This window comes from Sphaerisporangium flaviroseum, from assembly GCF_039537005.1.
GTDB classification, from domain to species: domain Bacteria; phylum Actinomycetota; class Actinomycetes; order Streptosporangiales; family Streptosporangiaceae; genus Sphaerisporangium; species Sphaerisporangium flaviroseum.
Genome location: NZ_BAAAZR010000004.1, coordinates 582,302 through 603,685, shown reverse-complemented (window position 1 = coordinate 603,685; position 21,384 = coordinate 582,302). Strand labels below are relative to the sequence as shown.

Here is a 21,384-nt window from a genome sequence, read left to right as displayed (position 1 = left end):
TGGCGACCCGATTCGCCGGAAGGCGACGGCAAGGGTTGCCAAGCGCGGTCAGGCGGGCCTGCCGATGGGCGCGGTGACCGCGCGGGTGAGCCGGGCCAGTTCGGCGGGGTCGGTCTCGATCTGCAGCCCGCGCCGGCCGGCCGAGAAGAAGATCGTCTCGAACTCCAGTGCCGAGGCGTCGATCACGGTGGGCAGTGCCTTGCGCTGGCCCAGCGGGCTGATGCCGCCGACGACGTAGCCGGTGACCCGTTCGACCTTGGCCGCGTCGGCCATCGCGGCGCGCTTGCCGCCCAGGGCGGCGGCGAGGGCCTTCAGGTCGAGCTTGCCCGAGACGGGCACGACCGCGACCGCGAGCCCGGTCTCCACCTCGGCGACCAGGGTCTTGAAGATCCGCTCATACGGCAGGCCGAGCGCGTCGGCGGCCTCCTCGCCGTACGCCTGGGCGTCGGGATCGTGATCGTAGGGATGAAGGACGAAGCCGACCCCGGCCTTGACCAGCGCCACGGTGGCGGGAGTGCCCTGGCCTCCCCTGCTTTTCGTCTTGCTCACGGCCCCCAGCTTAACGGCAGGTTAAAATCTACAACGTAAAGCGGCCGTCCGAATGGCGGACTGGAGCCGGATCGGGGTGCCACCCTCCGTAGACTGGTCCGGTGATATCCCGTATCGACCTGCGCGGGTCCCTTCCGGAGAACCTGCGCGACGTGCTGCCCCGTGCCGAGCTCGACGTCGAGGCCGCCCTCTCCAAGGTGCGGCTCATTTGCGACGACGTGCGCCATAGGGGAGTGGCGGCGCTGCGGGAGCTGACCGCCCGGTTCGACGGTGTCGAGCTCGCCTCCACCCGCGTGCCCGCGCCGGCCATCGCCGCCGCGCTTGAGGAGCTGGCCCCGGCCGTGCGCGCCGCCCTTGAGGAGTCGATCCGCCGCGCCCGCCTGGTCCACCGCGACCAGCGCAGGACCGACACGACCACGCAGGTCGTTCCCGGCGGCACGGTCACCGAGCGATGGGTCCCGGTCGACCGGGTCGGGCTGTACGTCCCGGGTGGCCGCGCGGTCTACCCGTCGAGTGTCGTGATGAACGTCGTGCCCGCGCAGGAGGCCGGGGTGCCCTCCCTGGCGGTCTCCTCCCCGCCGCAGGCCGAGTTCGGCGGGCTGCCCCATCCGACGATCCTGGCCGCGTGCGCGCTGCTCGGCGTCGAGGAGGTGTACGCCGTCGGCGGCGCGCAGGCCGTGGCGATGTTCGCCTACGGCACCGAGGAGTGCCCTCCGGTCCGCATGGTCACCGGCCCGGGCAACATCTGGGTCGCCGCGGCCAAGCGCCTGCTCAAGGGGCGCATCGGCATCGACTCCGAGGCAGGCCCGACCGAGATCGCCGTCCTCGCCGACGACACCGCCGACCCGGTCCACGTCGCCGCGGACCTGATCAGCCAGGCCGAGCACGATGTGATCGCCGCCGCGGTGCTCGTGACCACCAGCGAGAAGCTCGCCGAGGCGGTCGAGAAGGAGCTGCCCGGGCAGGTCGCCGCCACGCGCCACTCCGAGCGCATCGCCGAGGCGCTCGCCGGCCGGCAGTCGGGCATCGTGCTCGTGTCCAGCCTCGACGACGGCATCCGGGTCGTCGAGGCCTACGCCGCCGAGCACCTGGAGATCCAGACGGCCGACGCCCGCGAGGTCGCCGCCAGGGTCCGCAACGCCGGCGCCGTCTTCATCGGCCCCTACGCCCCGGTGTCCCTGGGCGACTACCTCGCCGGCTCCAACCACGTGCTGCCCACCGGTGGCTGCGCCTGCCACTCCTCGGGGCTGTCGGTGCAGACCTTCCTGCGCGGCGTCCACGTGGTCGACTACACCCGAGAAGCCCTGGAGGAGGCGGCGGCGCACGTCTACGCCCTTTCCGAGGCGGAGGATCTGCCCGCCCACGGCGCGGCCATCCGGGCCAGGTTCGGCGGGGGATCACGATGACGCCCGTGGAGCGTTCGGGCGTGACGCGGCTCGACGATCTGCCGATCCGCGACGACCTGCGCGGGCGCTCGCCGTACGGCGCGCCCCAGATCGACGTGCCGGTCCTGCTGAACACCAACGAGAACCCCTACCCGCCCTCGCCAGGCCTGGTCGCCGACCTGGCGGAGGCCGTGCGCCGTGACGCCTCCGAGCTGAACCGCTACCCCGACAGGGAAGTCCTGGCGCTGCGCGCGGACCTCGCGGCCTACCTCGGCCACGGCCTCGCGGCCGACCGGGTCTGGGCCGCCAACGGCTCCAACGAGGTGCTCCAGCAGATCCTTCAGGCGTTCGGCGGCCCTGGGAGGTCGGCGCTCGGCTTCGAGCCGTCGTACTCCATGCATCCGATCATCACCACGGGCACCGCCACCAGGTGGATCTCCGGCGCCCGCGAGGACGATTTCGGTATCGACCCGGGCAAGGCCATCGCCGCGATCGAGGAGCACCGCCCCGACATCGTCTTCCTGACCAGTCCCAACAACCCGACGGGCACGGCCCTGCCGCTGGGGGTCATCGAGCGGGTGGCCGAGGCGGCGCCCGGCATGGTCGTGGTCGACGAGGCGTACTTCGAATTCGCCCGCACCGGCACGCCGAGCGCGCTGACCCTGCTGGCGGGCAATCCCCGTCTGATCGTCACCCGCACCATGTCCAAGGCGTTCGCCATGGCCGGCACCCGGCTCGGCTACCTCGCGGCCGACCCGGCGGTGATCGAGGCTCTGCTGCTCGTGCGCCTGCCCTACCACCTGTCGACGCTGACCCAGGCGGCGGCGCGGGTCGCGGTCGCGCACCGCGGCGAGCTGCTCGGCACCGTCGACCGGCTGCGTGCCGAGCGCGACGCCTGCGTGGGCTGGCTCAGGGAGCGAGGCCTGTCCGTCGCCGACTCCGACGCCAACTTCGTGCTGTTCGGCCGGTTCCCCGACCGCCACGCGGTCTGGGAGGCGCTGGTCGAGCGCGGAGTGCTGATCCGCGAGGTCGGGCCGCCCGAGTGGCTGCGCGTCTCCATCGGGACGGCGGAGGAGATGGCGGCGTTCCGCGGGGCCATGTCCGAAGCGCTGGCCGTCTGCGAGGTAATCACCGCGCCGGGAGGATCCGGACGCGACGATCTGGAGGGAATCCTGTGACCAGTCCTGCCGTAGGCGAGCCGCGGCCGCGGGTCGGCCGCGCCGAGCGTACGACCAAGGAGACCTCGGTGCTGGTGGAGGTCGACCTGGACGGCACCGGCCAGGTCGAGGTGTCCACCGGCGTCGGCTTCTTCGACCACATGCTCGCCCAGCTCGGCAAGCACGGCCTGTTCGACCTGACCGTGAAGACCGACGGCGACCTGCACATCGACTCCCACCACACCATCGAGGACACCGCGCTCGCGCTGGGGGCCGCCTTCCGCGAGGCCCTGGGCGACAAGTCCGGCCTGCGGCGGTTCGGCAGCGCCTCGTGCCCGCTCGACGAGTCCCTGGCCGAGGTCACGGTCGACCTGTCCGGCCGGCCCTATCTGGTGCACGCCGAGCCCGAGGGCATGGCGCCGATGATCGGCCCCGAATACGACACGACCCTCACCCGGCACATCCTCGAGTCGTTCGTCGCGCAGGCCGCGATCTGCCTGCACGTCCGCGTGCCGTACGGGCGCAACGCCCATCACATCGTCGAGGCGCAGTTCAAGGCCCTGGCCCGCGCGCTGCGCGAGGCGACGGAGCGTGACCCGCGCGCGGTCGGCGTGCCCAGCACCAAGGGCGTCCTATGAGCTCCAACTGGACCGCGGTCGCGATGATCTTCATTGGGCTCTTCATGGTCGGTGGGGTCTTCTCCTTCCTGAAGCAGGGCATGAGGGCCGGCGCCGTCGTGCTCGGCGTCGGCGCCGCGCTCGCGATCACCGCGGGGGTGATGTGGTGGTGAACGTCGTCGTCCTCGACTACGGCTCGGGCAACCTGCGCTCCGCCGAGCGGGCGCTCGCCCGTGCCGGTGCCGACGTGACCGTGACCGCCGACTTCGACGTGGCGATGGAGGCCGGCGGCCTCGTGGTCCCCGGCGTCGGGGCCTTCTCCGCCTGCATGGCCGGGCTGAAGGCCGTGCGCGGCGACCAGATCATCGGCCGCCGCCTGGCCGGCGGCCGTCCCGTCCTCGGCATCTGCGTCGGCATGCAGATCCTCTTCGCGGAGGGCGCCGAGCACCGCGAGGACGGCCTCGGGCGCGACGAGGGCTGCGGTGAGTGGCCGGGCGTCGTCGAGCGGCTCGACGCGCCCGTCCTGCCGCACATGGGGTGGAACACCGTCCAGGCGCCCGAGGGGTCGGTGCTGTTCGCCGGGCTCGACCCCGCCACGCGGTTCTACTTCGTCCACTCGTACGGCGTGCGCAAGTTCGATCTGGAGGCCGGTCCGGGTTTCGCCCAGCCGCTGGTCACCTGGGCCGAGCACGGCGTGCCGTTCGTCGCGGCGGTGGAGAACGGGCCGCTGATGGCCACCCAGTTCCACCCGGAGAAGTCCGGCGACGCGGGCGCCGCCCTGCTGAAGAACTGGCTCGGCACGCTGTGAGCTCGGCGGGTGCTCGGTGAGCAAGGAACGCGCCCGCCGCCGTGCCGAGCGGGAAGCCGAGCAGGCGCGGCAGGCCGCCGTGCGCGCCGAGCGCGAGGCGCGGATGGCCAGGAGGCGCGAGCTGCGCAACCGGCTGGTCGCGGTGCTGCCGCGGCCGGTGCGGGTGGCGCGGCAGGGCGGCCTGATCGCCCGGCGCCAGCGGGCGCAGAACGCCGTCGTCGCGGTGCTCTTCGTGCTCGTCCAGGTCGTCGCCTGGCTCCTGCTCAGCGGGTGGGCCGCCAGGCTCGGGGTCCTGGTGCTGTCCCTTTTGCTCGTCCCGATGCTCATCACCGTCGTATTCGACCGGAGGTCCTAACAATGTCGCTGGTGCTGTTGCCCGCAGTGGACGTCGCGGATGGCCAGGCCGTGCGCCTCGTTCAGGGCGAGGCGGGTACGGAGACCTCCTACGGCGACCCGCTCGCCGCCGCCCTGGCGTGGCAGCAGGCGGGTGCCGAGTGGGTCCATCTGGTCGACCTCGACGCCGCATTCGGCCGCGGATCCAACCGCGAGCTGCTGGCCTCGGTCGTGGGTGCGCTGGACGTCGACGTGGAGCTGTCCGGCGGCATCCGCGACGACGCGTCGCTCGCCGCCGCGCTCGCCACGGGCTGCAGGCGCGTGAACATCGGCACCGCCGCCCTGGAGGACCCCGCCTGGTGCTCCAAGATCATCGCTGAGCATGGCGACCGCATCGCGGTCGGCCTCGACGTGCGGGGCACCACGCTGGCCGCCCGGGGCTGGACCAAGGAGGGCGGCGACCTGTGGGAGGTGCTCGACCGGCTGGAGTCGGACGGCTGCCCGCGCTACGTGCTCACCGACGTCACCAAGGACGGCACCCTGCGCGGTCCCAACCTCGACCTGCTCCGCCAGGTGTGCGCCCGCACCGACAGGCCGGTGATCGCCAGCGGCGGGGTCTCCTCGCTCGACGACCTGCGCGCGCTGTCGACGCTGGTCCCGTACGGGGTGGAGGGCGCCATCGTGGGCAAGGCGCTGTACGCCCAGGCGTTCACGCTGCAGGAGGCTCTCGCGGCGGTGGGCACATGAGCGTCGCCGTGCGCGTGATCCCCTGCCTCGACGTCGACGCCGGGCGCGTCGTCAAGGGGGTCAACTTCGAGAACCTCAGGGACGCCGGTGACCCCGTCGAGCTGGCCCGGCGTTATGACGCCGAGGGCGCCGACGAGCTGACGTTCCTCGACATCACCGCCTCCTCCGGCGACCGGGAGACCATGTTCGACGTGGTCCGCCGCACGGCCGAGCAGGTGTTCATCCCGCTGACCGTGGGCGGGGGAGTGCGATCGGCCGACGACGTCGACCGTCTGCTGCGCGCCGGCGCGGACAAGGTCTCCTTGAACACCGCCGCCATCACCCGCCCCGAGCTGCTGACCGAGGCGTCCCGCCGGTTCGGCGCGCAGTGTGTCGTGCTGTCGGTAGACGCCCGGCGGGTGGTGGACGGCCCGCCCACCCCGTCCGGTTTCGAGGTCACCACCCACGGCGGTCGCCGGGGCACGGGCATCGACGCCGTCGAGTGGGCGCGCCGCGGCCAGGAACTCGGGGTCGGCGAGATCCTGCTGAACTCCATGGACGGCGACGGCACCAAGGACGGGTACGACCTGGAGATGATCCGCGCCGTGCGCAAGGCCGTGACCGTGCCGGTCATCGCGAGCGGCGGCGCGGGAGCGCTGGAGGACTTCCCTCCGGCCGTCGAGGCGGGCGCCGACGCCGTCCTGGCCGCCAGCGTCTTCCACTTCGGGGAGTTGAGGATCTCCGACGTCAAGGACGCCCTGCGCGCCGCCGGCCATCCTGTGCGATAGCGGCCTCACCGGCGCGAAGAAGGGGGACACACCTTTCCCAAAGTGGGATCGGTCCAAACCAGCTTGGATGGTGGAATGTAACACAAAAGTGGCTGATGATCCGCTACGGTCGTGCGGGTTTCCCTCGACGTCGTCGCAGACCACAAGGATCATCCGTGACTACTCCATCCACCCCCCAGCAGGGGGGTTCTCCGTATCAACCCTCGCAGGGCCATCCGCCGAACCATGGCTACCCGCAGGGTGCGGACCAGTACAACCAGGGTCCGTCCTACCAGCAGGAGGCTCAGCAGCAGGGGGCCTACCCCGACCAGGGCGCCTACGGGCAGCAGGCCGGCTCGCCGTACGGCGGCGACCGATCGCGGGAGGGTTACCAGCAGGCTCCCTACACCGGCCAAGGCCAGGGAACCGGCGCCCACGCCTACCAGGGTCAGGGGACGGGCGGCCAGGGCTACGGCGGCCAGGCATACCCAGGGCAGCAGACCTATCCCGGCCAGACCTACCCCGGTCAGACCGGCACGGGCCAGACCTACCCGGGGCAGACCGGCTCGGGTCAGACCTACCCGGGTCAGACCTACCCGGGGCAGGCGGGCGGCGGTCAGGGATACCCCGGCCAGGCCCAGAGCCCCTACCAGGAGCAGTCCCCGTACGCCGGCCAGACCCAGGCTCCCTACGACAGGCAGGGCGCCTATGCCGGGCAGCAGGGCGCCGACGCCGCACAGGGCGCCTATGCCGGGCAGACCCAGGACGCCTACCGGCAGCAGGCGCCGCAGCAGGGCCAGGACCCCTATCAGCAGCAGTACGGTGCCCACTCCGGTCAGGCGCAGGACCCCTACGCGCAGCAGGCGGCCTCTGGCGGACAGTGGCAGGGCGCCGAGGCCCCGGCCAAGAAGAAGTCCAGCGGCAAGATCATCGGCGTGCTCGGCACGATCGGCGTCTTCATGATCATCGCCATCGTCAAGATCGGTGGTGTGTTCGCGGTCCGCGAGGGCGTCGGCGCCGTGGGCGACCAGGTCAGCGGAGCTCCCCGCATCGCCCACGTGGGCGACTGCATGGCCGGGCAGGACAAGAACAGCCTGAAGGTGGTCGACTGCAAGGAGGCCACGGTGGAGTGGAAGGTGTCCCAGAAGGTCAACGGCAAGACCGAGGCGCAGTTCGACGCCGACAAGTCCCTCAAGATGTGCCGGGACGAGAAGGTCACCTCGGCGTACTGGGAGGGTCCCAAGACGGGTGGCGTCGGCTGGGTCCTGTGCCTGGTCCCCGCGAAGAAGTGATCCCGCCGTGCTCGGGGGCATGGTGAAGCGCGGTCGACCCTCGGGTCACCGCTTACGGGGATGACGGGCGAGCCCGGTCACCGATGATCGACGAGGGTGTGGCCCGGCGGCCACCCCGCCGACGCGGAGTCACCGGCTCGCCTCACCGGCTTCTTGGGGCGAGCGGCGGTCAGGCGAACAATTTCGAGAAGAACAGGGCCAGCTGTCCGGCGCCGGAACTGATGCCGTCGAACATGCCCTTCACCGCCGTGGCCGCCTCGGCGGGCCGGGAGTACAGGTAGAAGACCGCGAAGGCGATGACAAGGTAGAGAAGCACCTTCTTGGACTTCATGGATTGCCTTCCCGTGGTTCCAGTGACGTGGTCCTACCCGAAGCGCGGAGTGCCCGATCTCCGGAATCGGTCACATGGTGACCCTGGAATGATCATAGCCAGGGCATGACCGCCCCATACCGCTATCGCCTAGATCCCTGTAGTCCCGACGGATCTGTAGGCGGATGTCCGCAGTGTGGTATCTCCAGGAACGAACGCGCACCCTCGGCGAGTTCCGCATCCGGTGGCCCGGCTGCGGGCGCGGAGACCGTGCCGTCGCGGTGCCGCTCGTACACACGACCGCCAGGCGCCGCCGTAGGACCAGCACCGTCACCCCACCCTGGCCCAACCGGCCCGCGTCGCCGGTGATGGTGCAGGTCCTAATCGGTGAACGGCGGGACGCGCGGTCACATGCCGAGCTTGGCCGTACGCACCTGGTCTATCGCGGTCTGGTCACCCTCGTAGGTCACCCGGGCGTGGTCCTGCCTGCCGAACGCGAACAGCAGCAGCTCGGCGGGCTCGCCGGTCACGACGACGTGCGGCTCGGCCTTCTTGCCTCCCACGCGCCGCCCATCGGGATGCCGTAGCACCACGCCGACCGGGGACCTGCGCAGCATCAGCCGCGCGCCGCTGGAGACCCGCTTCCAGATGGTCTCCTCCAGGTCGGCGGGCAGCTCGCGCGGATCCCAGCCGGGCTGTGCCCTCCGGATGTCCTCGTGGTGGATGAAGAGCTCCAGCGTGTTGACGAGCGCGTCGAGGCCCGGGACCAGGCCGTACGGCGAGAACCTGGGCGGGCCCTGGCGCACGTCGTCGACGAGCTCCCGGTAGCTCTTCCCGTTCTTGAGTGCGTCCTGCACGGACTTGGTGTAGCCCGCGAAGGGCTTCAGCGCGACGCCGATGGCGGCGTCCGGCCGGCGCTCGCGCACCACGATGTGGGCGGCGAGGTCGGCGGTGGTCCACCCCTCGCACAAGGTCGGCGCGTCCGGTCCCAGACGGTCGAGAAGGTCGGAAAACTCTGCGCGCTCAGCGCGTGCGTGCGTCACCCTGCCGACCTTACAAGGGAGGTCCCGTGCTGCCTCGATCCCGGTACGTGTGGGAATAAATGGCTTGCTGGGTTTGATAGGCATTGAGGCAGAGAAGTCCCCGTTCTGCCGTAAGACAGGTCAGACCTGTCCCCCCGTTGAGAGGATCCCCCGCGTGCCGAGCGAGCGCGATCACAGCCCCACCGTCATGCGCCAGGGACTCCGTGTCGTCGGGCACGCCATCAGGACCGAGCCCGGCATCTTCACCGGTGCGGTGGTGTCGAGCGCCGTCTACGGCATCATGACCGTCGGTTCCTCGTGGGCGCTCGGCTGGGCGACCGAGCACGCCGTGCTGCCCGCCTTCCGTGAGGGGCACGCGACCACCGGCACCCTGCTGACCGCCGCTCTGCTGATCATGGGCGTCGCGGTGCTGAAGGCCGCGGGGGTGATCGGTCGCCGGGTGCTCGCGGGCGTGATGCAGTACCGCATGCAGGCGAGGTCGCGGCGTGAGGTCACCCGCCAGTACCTGCGCCTGCCGCTCGCCTGGCACCACCGCCATCCCACGGGCCAGCTGCTGTCCAACGCGAGCTCCGACACCGAGGCCGCCTGGGCTCCGCTGGCCCCGCTGCCCATGGCCGTCGGCGTGGTGGTGATGCTGGTGACCGCGGCCGCCGCGATCCTGCTCATCGACCCGGTGCTCGCCCTCATCGGTTTCCTGATATTTCCGGCTATCGCGGTGCTGAACCTGGTCTACCAGCGCAGGATCTCGCCCCTGGTGATGCGAGCGCAGCAACTGCGCGCCGAGGTCAGCGAGATCGCGCACGAGAGCTTCGACGGGGCGCTGGTCGTCAAGACCCTCGGCAGAGAGGACGCCGAGGCCGCCCGCTTCCAGGCCAAGGCCGACGAGCTTCGCGACGCCAACATCGCCGTGGGCCGCATCCGCGGCCTGTTCGACCCGTTGCTGGAGGCGCTCCCGACCCTGGGCGTGCTGGCGGTGCTGCTGTTCGGCTCGATCCGGCTGGCCGCGGGCGACGTGTCGTCCGGCGAGCTGATCCAGGTGTCCTACCTGTTCACGCTGCTCGCGTTCCCCATTCGCGCGCTGGGCTGGGTGCTCGCCGAACTGCCGCGCAGCGTCGTCGGCTGGACGCGCGTGCAGGACGTGCTCAACGCCTCCGGCTCGATGGAGTTCGGCGCCGCCCGCCTGGAATCGAGCGGCCCCGCACGGCTGGAGGTGCGCGGTCTGCGCTACGGCTACTCCCCGGACGCGCCGGTGCTGTCGGGGATCGACTTCGAGGCCGAGCCCGGCCGCATCGTCGCGATCGTCGGCCCCACCGGCTCGGGGAAGTCCACGCTGACCCAGCTTCTGGTCCGGCTCATCGACCCCGACGCGGGCCAGGTGCTCCTCGACGGCACCGACCTCCGCGACGTCGCGCAGGGCGAGCTCAGCGGGGTCGTCTCCCTCGTCCCGCAGCAGACCTTCCTGTTCGACGACACCGTGCGCGGCAACCTGGCCCTCGGGACGGACGGCGACCGGCACGTACCCGACGAGAAGGTCTGGGCGGCCCTGCGCCTGGCACAGGCGGAAGGGTTCGTGAGCGCGCTGCCCAAGGGCCTGGACACGCGGGTGGGCGAGCGCGGCGCGACGCTGTCGGGAGGCCAGCGGCAGCGGCTGGCGCTGGCGCGGGCCCTGGTCAGGAGCCCACGCCTGCTCATACTCGACGACTCGACCTCCAGCGTGGACGCGCAGGTGGAGGGCAGGATCCTGCACGGACTGCGGGAGGGGTCACCCGACTCCACGGTGATCGTGGTCGCCTACCGGATGGCGACGATCGCCCTGGCCGACGAGGTGGTCTTCCTGGACCACGGCAGGGTCACCGACCGCGGCACCCATGACCGGTTGCTCGCCCGGTGCGAGGGATACCGCAACCTCGTCACCGCCTACGAACGTGAAGAGGCCGAGCGTGCGGCGCTCGGCGCCGACGAGGAGATCGTGGCATGACGTCGCAGGTGGAAGAGCGAAGCACGACCTTGCGGGTGGAGGATCGCTCGGCCCTCGGGACCTTCCGGCGGGGCCTCGAGCTGTCGCCGGAGTTCCGGGTCGGCCTGGCCGGGACGCTGGTCCTGGCGGTGTTCGCCACGCTCGGCAAGGTGATCGTCCCCATCGCGGTCCAGCAGGTCATCGACCGCGGGCTGAGGGACGGCACGCCGGACATGCCGTTCATCACCCAAGCCGTCGTCCTCTGCGCCGTCGCGGTGCTGCTGACGGCGCTGTGCGGCTACCTCATGAACGTCCGCCTGTACCGCTCGACCGAGTCGGGACTCGCCTCGCTGCGGGGCAAGGGTTTCCGGCACGTCCACGACCTGTCGGTGCTCACCCAGAACACCGAGCGGCGCGGCGCGCTGGTCTCCAGGGTCACCAGCGACGTGGACCAGATCAGCACGTTCATGCAGTGGGGGGGCCTCATGGTCCTCATCTCGATCGGTCAGCTCCTGGTCGCCAGCGTGCTGATGGCCATCTACTCCTGGCAGCTCGCGCTGGTGGTCTGGGGCTGCTTCCTGCCGCTGGTCATCGCGCTCCCGAGGTTCCAGCGCTGGGTCGCGCGCGCCTACACCCAGGTCCGCGAGCGCACCGGCGACATGCTGGCGGCCGTCAGCGAGTCCGTGGTCGGCAGCGCGGTGATCCGCGCGTACGGCTCGGAGGCGCGCACCGCCCGCCGCATCGACGCCGCCGTCGACGCCCACCAGAAGGCGCAGACCCGGGCACAGAAGATCATCGCGTTCACCTTCCCGATCACCGAGCTGGTGGGCGCGCTGGCGATCGCCGGGGTGGTGCTGCTGGGCGTCGAGCTCGGCATCGGCGGCACGATCTCCGCCGGGCGGCTGGTCGCGTTCCTGTTCCTGATCACGCTGTTCATCAGCCCGCTGCAGACCGCGACCGAGGTGCTCAACGACGCGCAGAACGCCGTCGCCGGATGGCGGCGGGTCCTCGGCGTGCTGGACACCCCGGCGGACGTCGCCGACCCCGGCGAGGCCGGCGTGACGCTGCCGCGCGGCTCGATCACGGTGGCCTTCCAGAACGTCGGCTTCCACTATCCGGACGGCCCTCCCGTCCTGCACGGGGTCTCGGTGGAGATCGCGCCCCGCACCCGGATCGCGGTCGTGGGCGAGACCGGATCGGGCAAGACCACCTTCGCCAAGCTGCTGACCCGGCTGATGGACCCGACTTCCGGGCGGGTCCTGGTCGACGGGGCCGACCTGCGCGCGGTGCGGTTCTCCTCGCTGCGGGAGCGGATCGTCATGGTCCCGCAGGACGGTTTCCTGTTCGACGGTTCGCTGGCCGACAACATCCGCTACGGGCGGCCCTCGGCGACCGACGACGACATCGGCCTGGCCATGACCGAGCTCGGCCTGACCGACTGGCTCGAAGGACTTCCCTCGGGCCTGTCCACCCCCGTGGGCCAGCGCGGTGAGTCGCTGTCGGCGGGGGAGCGCCAGCTTGTCGCCCTCGCCAGGGCCTACCTCGCCGACCCCGACCTGCTCCTGCTGGACGAGGCGACCTCCGCGGTCGACCCCGCCACCGAAGTACGGCTGGCGCGGGCGCTCGACGGGGTCACCCGGGGCCGTACGGCCGTCTCGATCGCCCATCGCCTGTCCACCGCCGAGGCCGCGGACGAGGTGCTGGTGTTCGAGCACGGCCGTATCGTCCAGCGCGGGCCGCACGCCGAGCTGGTGCGGCAGGACGGCGTCTACGCCGACCTCTACGCCTCGTGGTCCTCGGCGGCCAGGACCTCGTGACCGGGGGGCCGCGGAGCGGGGTGCACCGCACTGCGGCCGGCCGCCGCGCGGTCACTCGTGGCGGCGGACGGGGGTCAGCGCCTGGCAGACGCGGGTCACGGTCGTGGGCAGCTCGTCGACCGAGGCGATGCGCTCGGCCCACGACCACCAGTACCACCAGCTTCCCTGGCGGGGCGCGGCGAAGATCACTTCGGACAGTGTGGGCACCGTCGTGCTGACCACGATGAGCTGGGGGATCCCGTTGGAGGTCGTTCCGACGCGCACGTGCAGGCCTCGCGCCTGGAGGTGGTCTCCCAGTTCCTGCAGGTGGGTGATCGCCGTCGTCGTGAGCTCGTCGGCGGCCGTCGTGCTTGTGAACCTGTCGGTGCTCGTCATGGGCGGCTCCGGTCTGCTGGGGACTGCCGTGCGCGCAGGGTCGCGTAGTGCTCGGCCAGGCGGGCGGCGGCGGTGGCGGGAGCGAAGGCGAACGTCCGCAGGGTGCCGCCCCGGCGGCTGGGGTGCGGGCTGGTCCACCAGATGATGCGGCCGTCGACGCGGGCCAGCAGGCCCTGCCGCAGGGAGACGGCGGCCTGGCCGTCCTCCAGGAAGTAGACGTACGCCGGGATGTCCCTGCGGGCGAGGGAGGCCCTCAGGTCCTCGGCGACCTGCCGGACCGCCGCCGTGGGCCGGCGGCCCACGAGGGACGCGGCCTCGATGTGGAAGACGAGCACGGGTCGCTCCTCACCGGCGCGCCGACTGGTCCCGCCTGACTGGTGGTGGCCGTGCGAGACGGGCCACGGCCCGTGTCGCCACGGAGTGCGTTGCCCGTGAGGCTAGGTGCCCGCTTGTCGCTGGATCAACGAAGTTGCTTCAGGTTCCTCGCAATCCGGCCGACGTCGCGCTGATCAGGTCGCGTACCGCCTGACCATAGACGGCCGCCTCGGCGAGTTTGGTGAACGCCCTCTCGTACAGCGCCACGTCGGTGGGGGCCTTGATGCGGAACTGGCCGGGGACCGTGTCGACCCTGACCTGATTATCGTCATATATCCAGAAATTTTCTGGCGGCATGATGGACGGTCGCGCCGTCGCCGGGATCACGCCGAAGCTGAGTTGCGGCATGTTGGTCGTGATCCGGGCCAGCCGGTCGAGCTGGGCGACCATCCCCTCCGGCTCGCACATCGGGGTGCGCAGCGCCTGCTCGCCGATGATGAACATGAACCGCTTGCCCCCGGCCGTGAGCACCTCCTGCTGCGCGAGGCGGGCGGCGACCGCGGCGTCCAGGTCGTCGGGGATGCCGCGGAACTCGATGATCGCCCGCAGATGCGCGCGGGCGTAGCCGGGGGTCTGGAGCAGCCCGGGGACCGCCGAGTGCTGGAAGACCCTGAACTGCTGGGTGTCGCGGTAGAGCGGCTGGAAGGACTCCTGCACGTGGCGCAGGCCCGTGGTCTCCAGCCGCCGCCACTCGGTGTACATCGAGTCGATGTTGCGCACGGCCGCTATCAGGTCGACGACGTACTCCTCGGCGTCGCAGACCCGGCACCACACCCTGATGTCGGACTCGTTGGGCATCTGCGCGGCATGCTCGATCTTGGATACCTTGGAGTAGTGCCAGCCGGCCGCGGAGGCCAGGGTGCGGCCGGTCAGGCTGGCCTCGCTGCGGATCTCACGGAGCCGCGCGGCGAGGATTCCCTTCGCTTCGGTGATGCGCGACGAGGGCATGGGGGCCGCCTTTTCGGTCGCTACGTCGCTGACATCGCCAAGGTAACCCGAAGGTTTCTCGCCATCCCCCTATGTTGCGCGATGTTGCTCGAACTCCTCAGTGGGTGCTCGTCGAGCCGGAGAGGCGCTGGGCGAGGTAGATCGGGACCACCGAGAAGACGATGAGCGCCGCGGCGACCACGTTGACCACCGGCGCCTGGTTCGGGCGGAACAGGTTCTCGAAGATCCAGATCGGCAGCGTCTTGACCCCCGCTCCGGCCGTGAACGTCGTCACGATGATCTCGTCGAACGACAGGGCGAACGCCAGCAGACCGCCCGCGAGCAGCGCGGACCGCATCATCGGGAACGTCACGAGGCGGAAGGTCGTGAAGGTGTCCGCGCCCAGGTCGGCCGAGGCCTCCTCGAGGTTCAGGCCCATGCGGCGCAGCCGGGCCAGCACGTTGTTGTGCACGGTCACCACGCAGAACGTCGCGTGGCCCACGATCACGGTGAACAGCCCGAGGCCGACGCCGAACGGTTCGAGGGCCGTGCGGAAGGCGTTGTTGAGCGCGATGCCGGTGACGATGCCGGGCAGCGCGATGGGCAGCACGATGAGCAGCGAGACGCCGTCCCGGCCGAAGAACCGGTAGCGCTGGACGGCGAAGGCCGCCATCGTGCCGAGGACCAGCGCGATCGCGGTGGCCCCCGCTGCGGCCTGGATCGAGGTCCACAGCGCGTCGCGCACGCCCGAGGAGTTCCAGGCGGTGCTCCACCACCGGGTGGTGAACCCGGTCGGCGGCCAGGCGAAGGTCCGGTCGGCGTTGAAGGAGTTCAGCAGCACGATGGCCAGCGGCACGTAGATCACACCCAGGCCGAGGGCCAGTGCCAGGCGGAGCGCCAGCCGTGCCGTACGGGACAGGTTCACCAGGGCCTCCGGTCCACCGGGTCGGGGGAAGTGCGCGCGAAGGGAAGGGGTGCGCGGGTCACAGGCTCTCCAGCGCTCCGGTACGGCGTACGGCGGCCAGGTACACCAGCATGATCACGACCGGGATCGTCGCCACGGCCGCGGCGAACGGCAGGTTGTTGGCGGCGCCGATGTTGTCGTACACCACGTTCCCGATGAGCTGGCTCCTCCCTCCGACGATCTTCACGGCGATGTAGTCGCCCAGTGACAGCGAGAACGTGAAAACCGAGCCCGCCATGATCGCCGGGAACGTCAGCGGCCACACGACCGTGCGGAAGGTCCGCCAGCCCCGCGCGCCGAGGTCGCCGGCCGCGTCCAGCAGGGAGTTCGGCAGGCGCTCCAGCCCCGCGTAGATCGGCAGGATCATGTACGGCAGCCACAGGTACGACAGGGTCACGATGGTCGCCGTCAGCCCGTATCCCCAGCCGAGCAGGCCGTCCGACGACAGCATCACCCGCCAGGCGTACGCCTTGACCAGGTAGGAGGCCCACAGCGGGGTCAGGACCGCGATGACCAGCCACCGCTGGGTGCGCGGCGAGGCCAGCTTCGCCATCGCGAAGGCCATCGGGAAGGCGATCACCATGTCGATCAGCGTCACCGCGACCGCGACGCCCAGCGAGCGCAGCGCGACCGTCCGGTAGACCTCGATGGTGACCAGGTCCTGGAAGTTGACCCAGGTGAACGTCCTTACCAGGTCGCCGGTGAAGGTGTCGGTGGTCCAGAACGCGGTGACGAACAGGGCGGCCAGCGCGCCCAGGTAAGCGATGCCGAGCCAGGCCAGCGGCGCCGACAGCAGCAGCGACAGCCGTACCCCGGCGTGCCGGTGCAGCGCGGCGGCGAGCCGGCGGCGCGGGCCGGGGCGCGCGGCCCCCCTGCCCTGCTCTCCGGGCGGGGACGCGGCCCTCTGGCCCTGCCTCCCGGGAGGGGACGCCGGACCCGCCGGCGTCCCCTGAGTGGGTTCGCTCACCCCTTGATCTCCGTCCACGCCCGGGTCCACTCCGAGTAGTCCTTGCACTTGACGTCCGTACGGCCGTCGAGGCACTGGGCGATCGGGGTGGTCCAGAAGTGCACCTTGGAGAAGTACTCCTCGTCGGTGGCGTGGTAGGTGTCGCAGAAGCCCTTGTCGGCGGTCAGCGCGCAGGACTCGGAGTTGGAGGGCGCCTCACCGAACCACTCGGCCACCTGGGCGTTGGCCTTCGGCGAGATGATCCAGTCGAGCCACTTGTAGGCGCAGTTGGGGTGGGCGGCCTTGGCCGCGACCATCCAGGTGTCCGACCAGCCGGTGGAGCCTTCCTTGGGCAGCGTCGCCTTCACCGGCGCCTTGTCCGCCGTGACCAGGTTGGCGATGACCTGCCACGTGGTGCCGGCCACCGTGTCGCCGCTCTTGAAGGCCTGCACCGCCTTGGTGTAGTCCGACCAGTACTCGCCGATGTTCTGCTTCTGCGCCTTCAGCAGGTCGACCGCCGCCTGGAACTGCTTGTCGTCCAGCGCGTAGGGGTCCTTGATGCCCAGTTCGGGCTTGGTGGCCATCAGGTAGAGCGCGGCGTCGGCGATGTAGATGGGGGAGTCGTAGGCCGTCAGCCTGCCCTTGTAGGGCGAGGCCGGGTCGAACACCACGCTCCAGGAGTCCGGAGCCGGGGTGACCTTGTCGGTACGCCACATGAGCAGGTTGGCGCCCCGGCCGTGCGGCACGCCGTAGGCGACGCCGCCGACCGAGTTCCACGGCTTGAGCTTGAGGCCCTCGAACACGTTCTTGTAGTTGGGGACCAGATCGGTGTTGACCGGGGCCACCGTCCCGGAGGCGATCAGGCGCAGCGACGCGTCGCCGGACGCGGACACGGCGTCGTACTCGCCGGTCTTCATCAGGTTCACCATCTCGTCGGAGGTCCCGGCGGTCTTGGTGTTGACCTTGCACCCGCTGGCCTGCTCGAAGGGATGCACCCAGTCGACCTTGGGGTCGTTGGAGCCGTCCTCGGCGTAACCGGCCCAGGCGACGAGGTTGACCTGTCCCTCGCTCGCGCCGAGGCTCTTCTGCGCCTCCATCTTGGGCGGGGTGAACCCGCTCTGGCCGGGGGCGGCCGTACCGCCGCCTCCGGATGAGGCGCCGGTGGAGCCGCCACCGCAGGCGGTGGCGGCCAGCGCCAGCGCGGCGGTGGCGATCACGAGTCGGGTGGAGCGCATGGTGTCTCTCCTTGAGGGGTCGAGCGAAGCGCCGGACGGGGGGTGAGGCGCGGGTGGAGCCGTGAGGATGAGGGGACGATCGTCAGGACGCGACGGCGAACTCGTGGCGGCGGTTCCAGACGAGCCGGACGCGCCCGCCGCGCAGGCCCGTCACTTCCATGGAGGAGACTTCGAGGTTCTGCTGGAGGACCATCAGCCGGCCGCCCGCGTCGAGGTCGACGACGAACCGGGTCGCCGCCCCGGCGTACACCACCTCGGCGACCGTGCCGGTCGCGCTGTGCTCCTCGCCGCCGACGGGGGCGTCCAGGTCCAGTACGAGGTGGAGCTTCTCCGGGCGGACGCTGAAGGTGCCCTCCTTGCCGAGGACGGCCTTCGCCGCCTCGCCCGAGATCAGGTTGGAGGTGCCGACGAACCCGGCCACGAACGGCGTGGAGGGCCGCTCGTAGACCTCCGCCGGCGAGCCGACCTGCTCGATCCTGCCCTCGTCGAACACGGCGATCCGGTCGCTCATGGTGAGGGCCTCCTCCTGGTCGTGCGTGACGAACAGGAAGGTGATCCCGGCCTTGCGCTGGATCGCCTTCAGCTCGACCTGCATCTCCTCGCGCAACTTCAGGTCGAGGGCGCCGAGCGGTTCGTCGAGCAGCAGCACGCGGGGCCGGTTGACCAGGGCCCTCGCCAGCGCGACGCGCTGGCGCTGGCCGCCGGAGAGCTGGCCGGGCCGCCGCTTCTCGAACCCTCGCAGGCGGACCGACTCCAGGGCCTCGATCGCCCGCTCCCGCCGCTCGGCCCTGCCGACCTTCTTGACCCGGAGGCCGTACTCCACGTTGTCGAGCACGTTCATGTGCGGGAACAGCGCGTAGTCCTGGAAGACGGTGTTGACGTCCCGTTCGAAGGGCGCGAGCCGGGTGACGTCGCGACCGCCGAGTTCGACCGTGCCGGCGGTGGGCGACTCGAAGCCCGCGATCATCCGGAGGACGGTCGTCTTGCCCGACCCGGACGGGCCGAGCATCGCGAAGAACTCGCCGTCGGCGATCTCGAGGTCGACGCCGGCGACGGCTTCTACGGGACCGAAGCTTTTGCGCAGGCCACGCAGCCGTACCGCCACATTATGATCTGGCATGAAGGAAAACATATGGGGTTAAATGTTTCGTGACAATGCACGATCCGGTATCAAGGTGGTAAACCGCCACGGTAGAGGGAGAGAGCACGGCATGAACACCGCTCACCTCGCCGTCTTCTCCCCGGTCGACAGCACCGCCCGGGTCGACGCCGTCGTGCGCCGTCTCGCCGACGCGATCGCCCTCGGGCTGCTGGCCGACGGAGAGCAGCTCCCCAGCGAGGCCCAGCTGGCCGGCCGGCTCGGCGTCTCCACGGTGACCCTTCGCGAGGCCCTCATGGCGCTCCGGCAGCGCGATCTCGTCGAGACCCGGCGTGGCCGGGGCGGCGGCAGCTTCGTCCGGGTACCCGCTGACCCGTCCGTCGCCGAGTTCGAGGGACGGCTGCGCGCGTACTCCGTCGGAGACCTGCGTGACCTCGGGGACCACTACACCGCCATCGCCGGTGCCGCGGCCCGCCTGGCGGCGCAGCGGTCGCTGGAGCAGGACGTCGCACCCCTGTGGAGATCCATCGACGAGATGGCCACGACGTCGGACGCCCGCCGCGCACGCGTCGAGGGCCGCTTCCACATCGAGCTGGCGGCGGCGTCCCAGTCGGCGCGGCTCACCCAGGAGGAGATCCGGTTACAGGCTGACATCGGACCATTGCTCTGGCTTTCCCGTTCGGGCACGACCAGGCACGATGAGATGATGGCGGAGCACCGGGCCATCGCCGAGGCCGTCCAGCGCGGCGACGCCGGCGAGGCGCGCGATGTGGCCGAGCGGCACGTGCTCGACGCCGTCGAGCATCTCATCGAGCTCCGGCTCCTCGAAACGTAAACAGGATCATGGTCACGAAGGTTGAGGACGAGGCTGGGGCGGGCGTCACCCGTGCCTGCCTCACCGTGAGCGACACCACCGGCACGGTCTTCCACGCCCTGCGTGAGGTGAGCACCGCCACCGCACAGATACTCACGGCACGGCGCGGCGGGCGCGGGCCGGTGAGCGGCGACCTGGCGGCGCTGCGGCCGCTGCTGTCCCGGCATCTCGGCGCGCTCATCGCGGGCATCGGATTCATCGCCGCCCCCGGCCTGCTGGCCGACGCGCACTGGTATCTCGAATGGTGGCAGGACAACCCCGGTGGCGCCCCGGTGCAACTGCTCCGCGACCTGAACCCCGCGAGCAGCGCCTTCTACGACTACACCCACTGGGACTGGTTCGCCGGGCCGCGCTCGGGGGCCGAGCGCACCGTCTGCGGCCCCTACGTCGACTACCTGTGCACCGACGAGTACAGCCTGACGCTGTCGGTGCCGGTGGTGGTGGAGGGCGTCTTCATCGGGGTGGCGGCGGCGGACGTGCTCGTGCGGGCGTTCGAGCGCGCCGTGACCCCCGCCCTGCGGCGCATCCCGGCACCGGCCTTCCTGGTCAACGCCTCGGGGCGCGTGGTGGCCTCCACGACGGCCAGGTGGCTCGCGGGATCGGTCTACCGGGGCGCGACCGGTTTCAGGGCATACCCCTGCGGTGACCTGCCCCTGCGCCTCGTTGCGGCAGAATTGCCCCATGCCTCTTGATCAGAAGATCGCCGGCCGCCTCAAGCGCACCGCTGAGGGGCTGGTGCCGGCGGTCGTACAGCAGCACGACACCGGTGAGGTGCTGATGCTCGCGTGGATGGACGACGAGGCGCTCCACCGCACCCTGACCACCGGCCGCGCCACCTACTGGTCGCGCAGCCGCCGGTCCTACTGGGTGAAGGGCGAGACCTCCGGCCACGTCCAGTGGGTCAAGCACGTCGCGCTCGACTGCGACGGCGACACGGTCCTGCTCAAGGTCGACCAGGTGGGGGCCGCCTGCCACACCGGCGACCGCACCTGCTTCGACGCCGACGTGCTGGAGATCTCCGGATGACCACGGCCCCGAACGCGCCGGCCGTGCCGCCGAAGGGCGGGACGCGGCGAACCCTCCTCTGGCCGGCCGCCGCGGCGTTGGGAGCGGTGCTCGCCCTGTTCGCCTCCGGCCGCACCTGGGCCACCGTGAGCTTCGGCGGCGAGACCCCCGGTGCCCGCCCGGCGCCCGTGGCGCTGGCGGGAGGCGACATCGCGCCCTTCCTGAGCCCGCTGGCGCTGGCCGCGCTGGCCGCAGTGGTCGCCGTGCTCGCCACCCAGGGAGTGTGGCGCAAGCTGATCGGCGTCGTCATCGCGCTCTTCGGAGGCGGGATCATCGTGGGTGCGGCGCAGGCGCTGGTCTCCGGGCGCACCGTTTCCGCCGCGACCGAGCGCACGACCGTGACCGGCGGGGACCTGGCGACCACGTCCCTGACCTGGGCGTGGCCCGGGGCCGCCGCGGCGGGAGGCCTGGTCCTCGCGGTGGCGGGGCTCGTCGCGGTGGCGCGGGGGAACCGCTGGCCAGGCATGTCCGACCGGTACGAGCGCACCGGCTCGCCGGGCGGCGAGGCCGGCGTGCCGCCCAAGGCCCGCGCCGAACGCCCCGGCCAGGCCGAGCGGGCGCTGTGGGACGCGCTCGACCGAGGCGTCGATCCCACCGAGGGCCGCGCCGGCGACGCCGGGCGGCGCGCTCCTCACGGTGCGGACGACCACGGCGGCAGGGACGGCTGAACGGCCGGGCGGGGGAGGACTCCGCCGTGCCCGCTCTCCGGCGCGGGGGATGACCTCGCCACGCTCGCTATCGCGGGTGTCGCCGCTCCCCGGCT

General features: G+C 71.2%; 25 protein-coding genes. 15 read left to right on the top strand and 10 right to left on the bottom strand.

The window, feature by feature from the left end; translation table 11 throughout:
- Nucleotides 1-48: 48 nt before the first annotated feature.
- Entirely contained in the window at nucleotides 49-549 is a 501-nt protein-coding gene (gene ybaK / locus ABD810_RS14385) for a Cys-tRNA(Pro) deacylase (RefSeq protein WP_344938946.1), read from the bottom strand.
- 101 nt (nucleotides 550-650) lie between these two features.
- Between ybaK and hisD the strand changes: the two genes are divergently transcribed.
- The 9 genes from hisD to ABD810_RS14340 all read left to right on the top strand — a co-directional run bounded on the left by hisD (nucleotide 651) and on the right by ABD810_RS14340 (nucleotide 7,634).
- Entirely contained in the window at nucleotides 651-1,955 is a 1,305-nt protein-coding gene (hisD, locus tag ABD810_RS14380; protein WP_344938943.1) for a histidinol dehydrogenase, read from the top strand.
- The gene (locus ABD810_RS14375) at nucleotides 1,952-3,112 is read left to right on the top strand and encodes a histidinol-phosphate transaminase (protein ID WP_344938940.1); all 1,161 of its coding nucleotides are present in this window, start codon (nucleotides 1,952-1,954) and stop codon (nucleotides 3,110-3,112) included. The genes hisD and ABD810_RS14375 overlap by 4 nt, the downstream gene beginning before the upstream one ends.
- Entirely contained in the window at nucleotides 3,109-3,729 is a 621-nt protein-coding gene (gene hisB, locus ABD810_RS14370) for an imidazoleglycerol-phosphate dehydratase HisB (RefSeq protein WP_344938937.1), read from the top strand. The genes ABD810_RS14375 and hisB overlap by 4 nt, the downstream gene beginning before the upstream one ends.
- Complete coding sequence (locus ABD810_RS14365; protein ID WP_344938934.1) at nucleotides 3,726-3,881, top strand: hypothetical protein; 156 nt, start codon at nucleotides 3,726-3,728, stop codon at nucleotides 3,879-3,881. The genes hisB and ABD810_RS14365 overlap by 4 nt, the downstream gene beginning before the upstream one ends.
- Entirely contained in the window at nucleotides 3,872-4,516 is a 645-nt protein-coding gene (hisH, locus tag ABD810_RS14360) for an imidazole glycerol phosphate synthase subunit HisH (RefSeq protein ID WP_344938931.1), read from the top strand. The genes ABD810_RS14365 and hisH overlap by 10 nt, the downstream gene beginning before the upstream one ends.
- A 16-nt stretch (nucleotides 4,517-4,532) precedes the next feature.
- A complete protein-coding gene (locus ABD810_RS14355; protein ID WP_344938929.1) occupies nucleotides 4,533-4,871 on the top strand; it encodes a hypothetical protein in 339 nt (112 codons plus the stop codon).
- 2 nt (nucleotides 4,872-4,873) lie between these two features.
- Complete coding sequence (gene priA, locus ABD810_RS14350) at nucleotides 4,874-5,596, top strand: bifunctional 1-(5-phosphoribosyl)-5-((5-phosphoribosylamino)methylideneamino)imidazole-4-carboxamide isomerase/phosphoribosylanthranilate isomerase PriA (protein ID WP_344938926.1); 723 nt, start codon at nucleotides 4,874-4,876, stop codon at nucleotides 5,594-5,596.
- The gene (gene hisF / locus ABD810_RS14345; protein WP_344938923.1) at nucleotides 5,593-6,363 is read left to right on the top strand and encodes an imidazole glycerol phosphate synthase subunit HisF; all 771 of its coding nucleotides are present in this window, start codon (nucleotides 5,593-5,595) and stop codon (nucleotides 6,361-6,363) included. The genes priA and hisF overlap by 4 nt, the downstream gene beginning before the upstream one ends.
- 155 nt (nucleotides 6,364-6,518) lie before the next feature.
- Nucleotides 6,519-7,634, top strand: a complete 1,116-nt coding sequence (locus tag ABD810_RS14340) for an LppU/SCO3897 family protein (protein ID WP_344938920.1) — start codon at nucleotides 6,519-6,521, stop codon at nucleotides 7,632-7,634.
- Between the two features lie 169 nt (nucleotides 7,635-7,803).
- On the opposite strand, the gene ABD810_RS14335 is transcribed toward ABD810_RS14340, so the two are convergent.
- Nucleotides 7,804-7,965, bottom strand: coding sequence for a hypothetical protein (locus ABD810_RS14335; RefSeq protein ID WP_344938918.1), 162 nt, complete (start codon nucleotides 7,963-7,965; stop codon nucleotides 7,804-7,806).
- 386 nt (nucleotides 7,966-8,351) lie between these two features.
- Complete coding sequence (locus tag ABD810_RS14330; RefSeq protein ID WP_344938915.1) at nucleotides 8,352-8,987, bottom strand: TIGR03085 family metal-binding protein; 636 nt, start codon at nucleotides 8,985-8,987, stop codon at nucleotides 8,352-8,354.
- Between the two features lie 187 nt (nucleotides 8,988-9,174).
- Here ABD810_RS14330 and ABD810_RS14325 point away from each other — a divergent pair, with 187 nt between their 5' ends.
- Complete coding sequence (locus ABD810_RS14325; RefSeq protein ID WP_344939069.1) at nucleotides 9,175-10,965, top strand: ABC transporter ATP-binding protein; 1,791 nt, start codon at nucleotides 9,175-9,177, stop codon at nucleotides 10,963-10,965.
- Nucleotides 10,962-12,761 carry an ABC transporter ATP-binding protein gene (locus ABD810_RS14320; protein ID WP_344938912.1) on the top strand — a complete coding sequence of 600 codons (1,800 nt, stop codon included), beginning with the start codon at nucleotides 10,962-10,964 and terminating at the stop codon, nucleotides 12,759-12,761. The genes ABD810_RS14325 and ABD810_RS14320 overlap by 4 nt, the downstream gene beginning before the upstream one ends.
- A 51-nt stretch (nucleotides 12,762-12,812) precedes the next feature.
- Here the strand turns inward: ABD810_RS14320 and ABD810_RS14315 are convergent, their stop codons facing one another.
- The 7 genes from ABD810_RS14315 to ABD810_RS14285 all read right to left on the bottom strand — a co-directional run bounded on the left by ABD810_RS14315 (nucleotide 12,813) and on the right by ABD810_RS14285 (nucleotide 18,703).
- The gene (locus ABD810_RS14315; protein ID WP_344938908.1) at nucleotides 12,813-13,136 is read right to left on the bottom strand and encodes a hypothetical protein; all 324 of its coding nucleotides are present in this window, start codon (nucleotides 13,134-13,136) and stop codon (nucleotides 12,813-12,815) included.
- A complete protein-coding gene (locus tag ABD810_RS14310) occupies nucleotides 13,133-13,471 on the bottom strand; it encodes a hypothetical protein (protein ID WP_344938905.1) in 339 nt (112 codons plus the stop codon). Before ABD810_RS14310 ends, ABD810_RS14315 begins: the two co-directional genes overlap by 4 nt.
- A 139-nt stretch (nucleotides 13,472-13,610) precedes the next feature.
- Nucleotides 13,611-14,459 (bottom strand): helix-turn-helix domain-containing protein, encoded by an 849-nt coding sequence (locus ABD810_RS14305; protein WP_344938902.1) that lies wholly within the window; start codon nucleotides 14,457-14,459, stop codon nucleotides 13,611-13,613.
- A 97-nt stretch (nucleotides 14,460-14,556) separates the two neighbouring features.
- Nucleotides 14,557-15,363 (bottom strand): ABC transporter permease, encoded by an 807-nt coding sequence (locus ABD810_RS14300; protein WP_344938900.1) that lies wholly within the window; start codon nucleotides 15,361-15,363, stop codon nucleotides 14,557-14,559.
- A gap of 58 nt (nucleotides 15,364-15,421) precedes the next feature.
- Complete coding sequence (locus ABD810_RS14295) at nucleotides 15,422-16,369, bottom strand: ABC transporter permease (RefSeq protein ID WP_344938896.1); 948 nt, start codon at nucleotides 16,367-16,369, stop codon at nucleotides 15,422-15,424.
- Nucleotides 16,366-17,583, bottom strand: a complete 1,218-nt coding sequence (locus tag ABD810_RS14290) for an ABC transporter substrate-binding protein (protein ID WP_344938893.1) — start codon at nucleotides 17,581-17,583, stop codon at nucleotides 16,366-16,368. Before ABD810_RS14290 ends, ABD810_RS14295 begins: the two co-directional genes overlap by 4 nt.
- Nucleotides 17,584-17,665: 82 nt before the next feature.
- Nucleotides 17,666-18,703 carry an ABC transporter ATP-binding protein gene (locus ABD810_RS14285; protein WP_344938891.1) on the bottom strand — a complete coding sequence of 346 codons (1,038 nt, stop codon included), beginning with the start codon at nucleotides 18,701-18,703 and terminating at the stop codon, nucleotides 17,666-17,668.
- 91 nt (nucleotides 18,704-18,794) lie between these two features.
- Here ABD810_RS14285 and ABD810_RS14280 point away from each other — a divergent pair, with 91 nt between their 5' ends.
- From ABD810_RS14280 to ABD810_RS14265, 4 genes are read left to right on the top strand one after another with little or no spacing between them, the layout of a single operon-like run.
- Complete coding sequence (locus ABD810_RS14280) at nucleotides 18,795-19,517, top strand: FadR/GntR family transcriptional regulator (RefSeq protein WP_344938889.1); 723 nt, start codon at nucleotides 18,795-18,797, stop codon at nucleotides 19,515-19,517.
- Nucleotides 19,518-19,525: 8 nt separating this feature from the next.
- Entirely contained in the window at nucleotides 19,526-20,248 is a 723-nt protein-coding gene (locus ABD810_RS14275) for a cache domain-containing protein (protein WP_344938887.1), read from the top strand.
- Nucleotides 20,238-20,582, top strand: coding sequence for a phosphoribosyl-AMP cyclohydrolase (gene hisI, locus ABD810_RS14270; protein WP_344938885.1), 345 nt, complete (start codon nucleotides 20,238-20,240; stop codon nucleotides 20,580-20,582). The genes ABD810_RS14275 and hisI overlap by 11 nt, the downstream gene beginning before the upstream one ends.
- Nucleotides 20,579-21,289 (top strand): TIGR02234 family membrane protein, encoded by a 711-nt coding sequence (locus ABD810_RS14265; RefSeq protein WP_344938883.1) that lies wholly within the window; start codon nucleotides 20,579-20,581, stop codon nucleotides 21,287-21,289. The genes hisI and ABD810_RS14265 overlap by 4 nt, the downstream gene beginning before the upstream one ends.
- Nucleotides 21,290-21,384 lie beyond the last annotated feature (95 nt).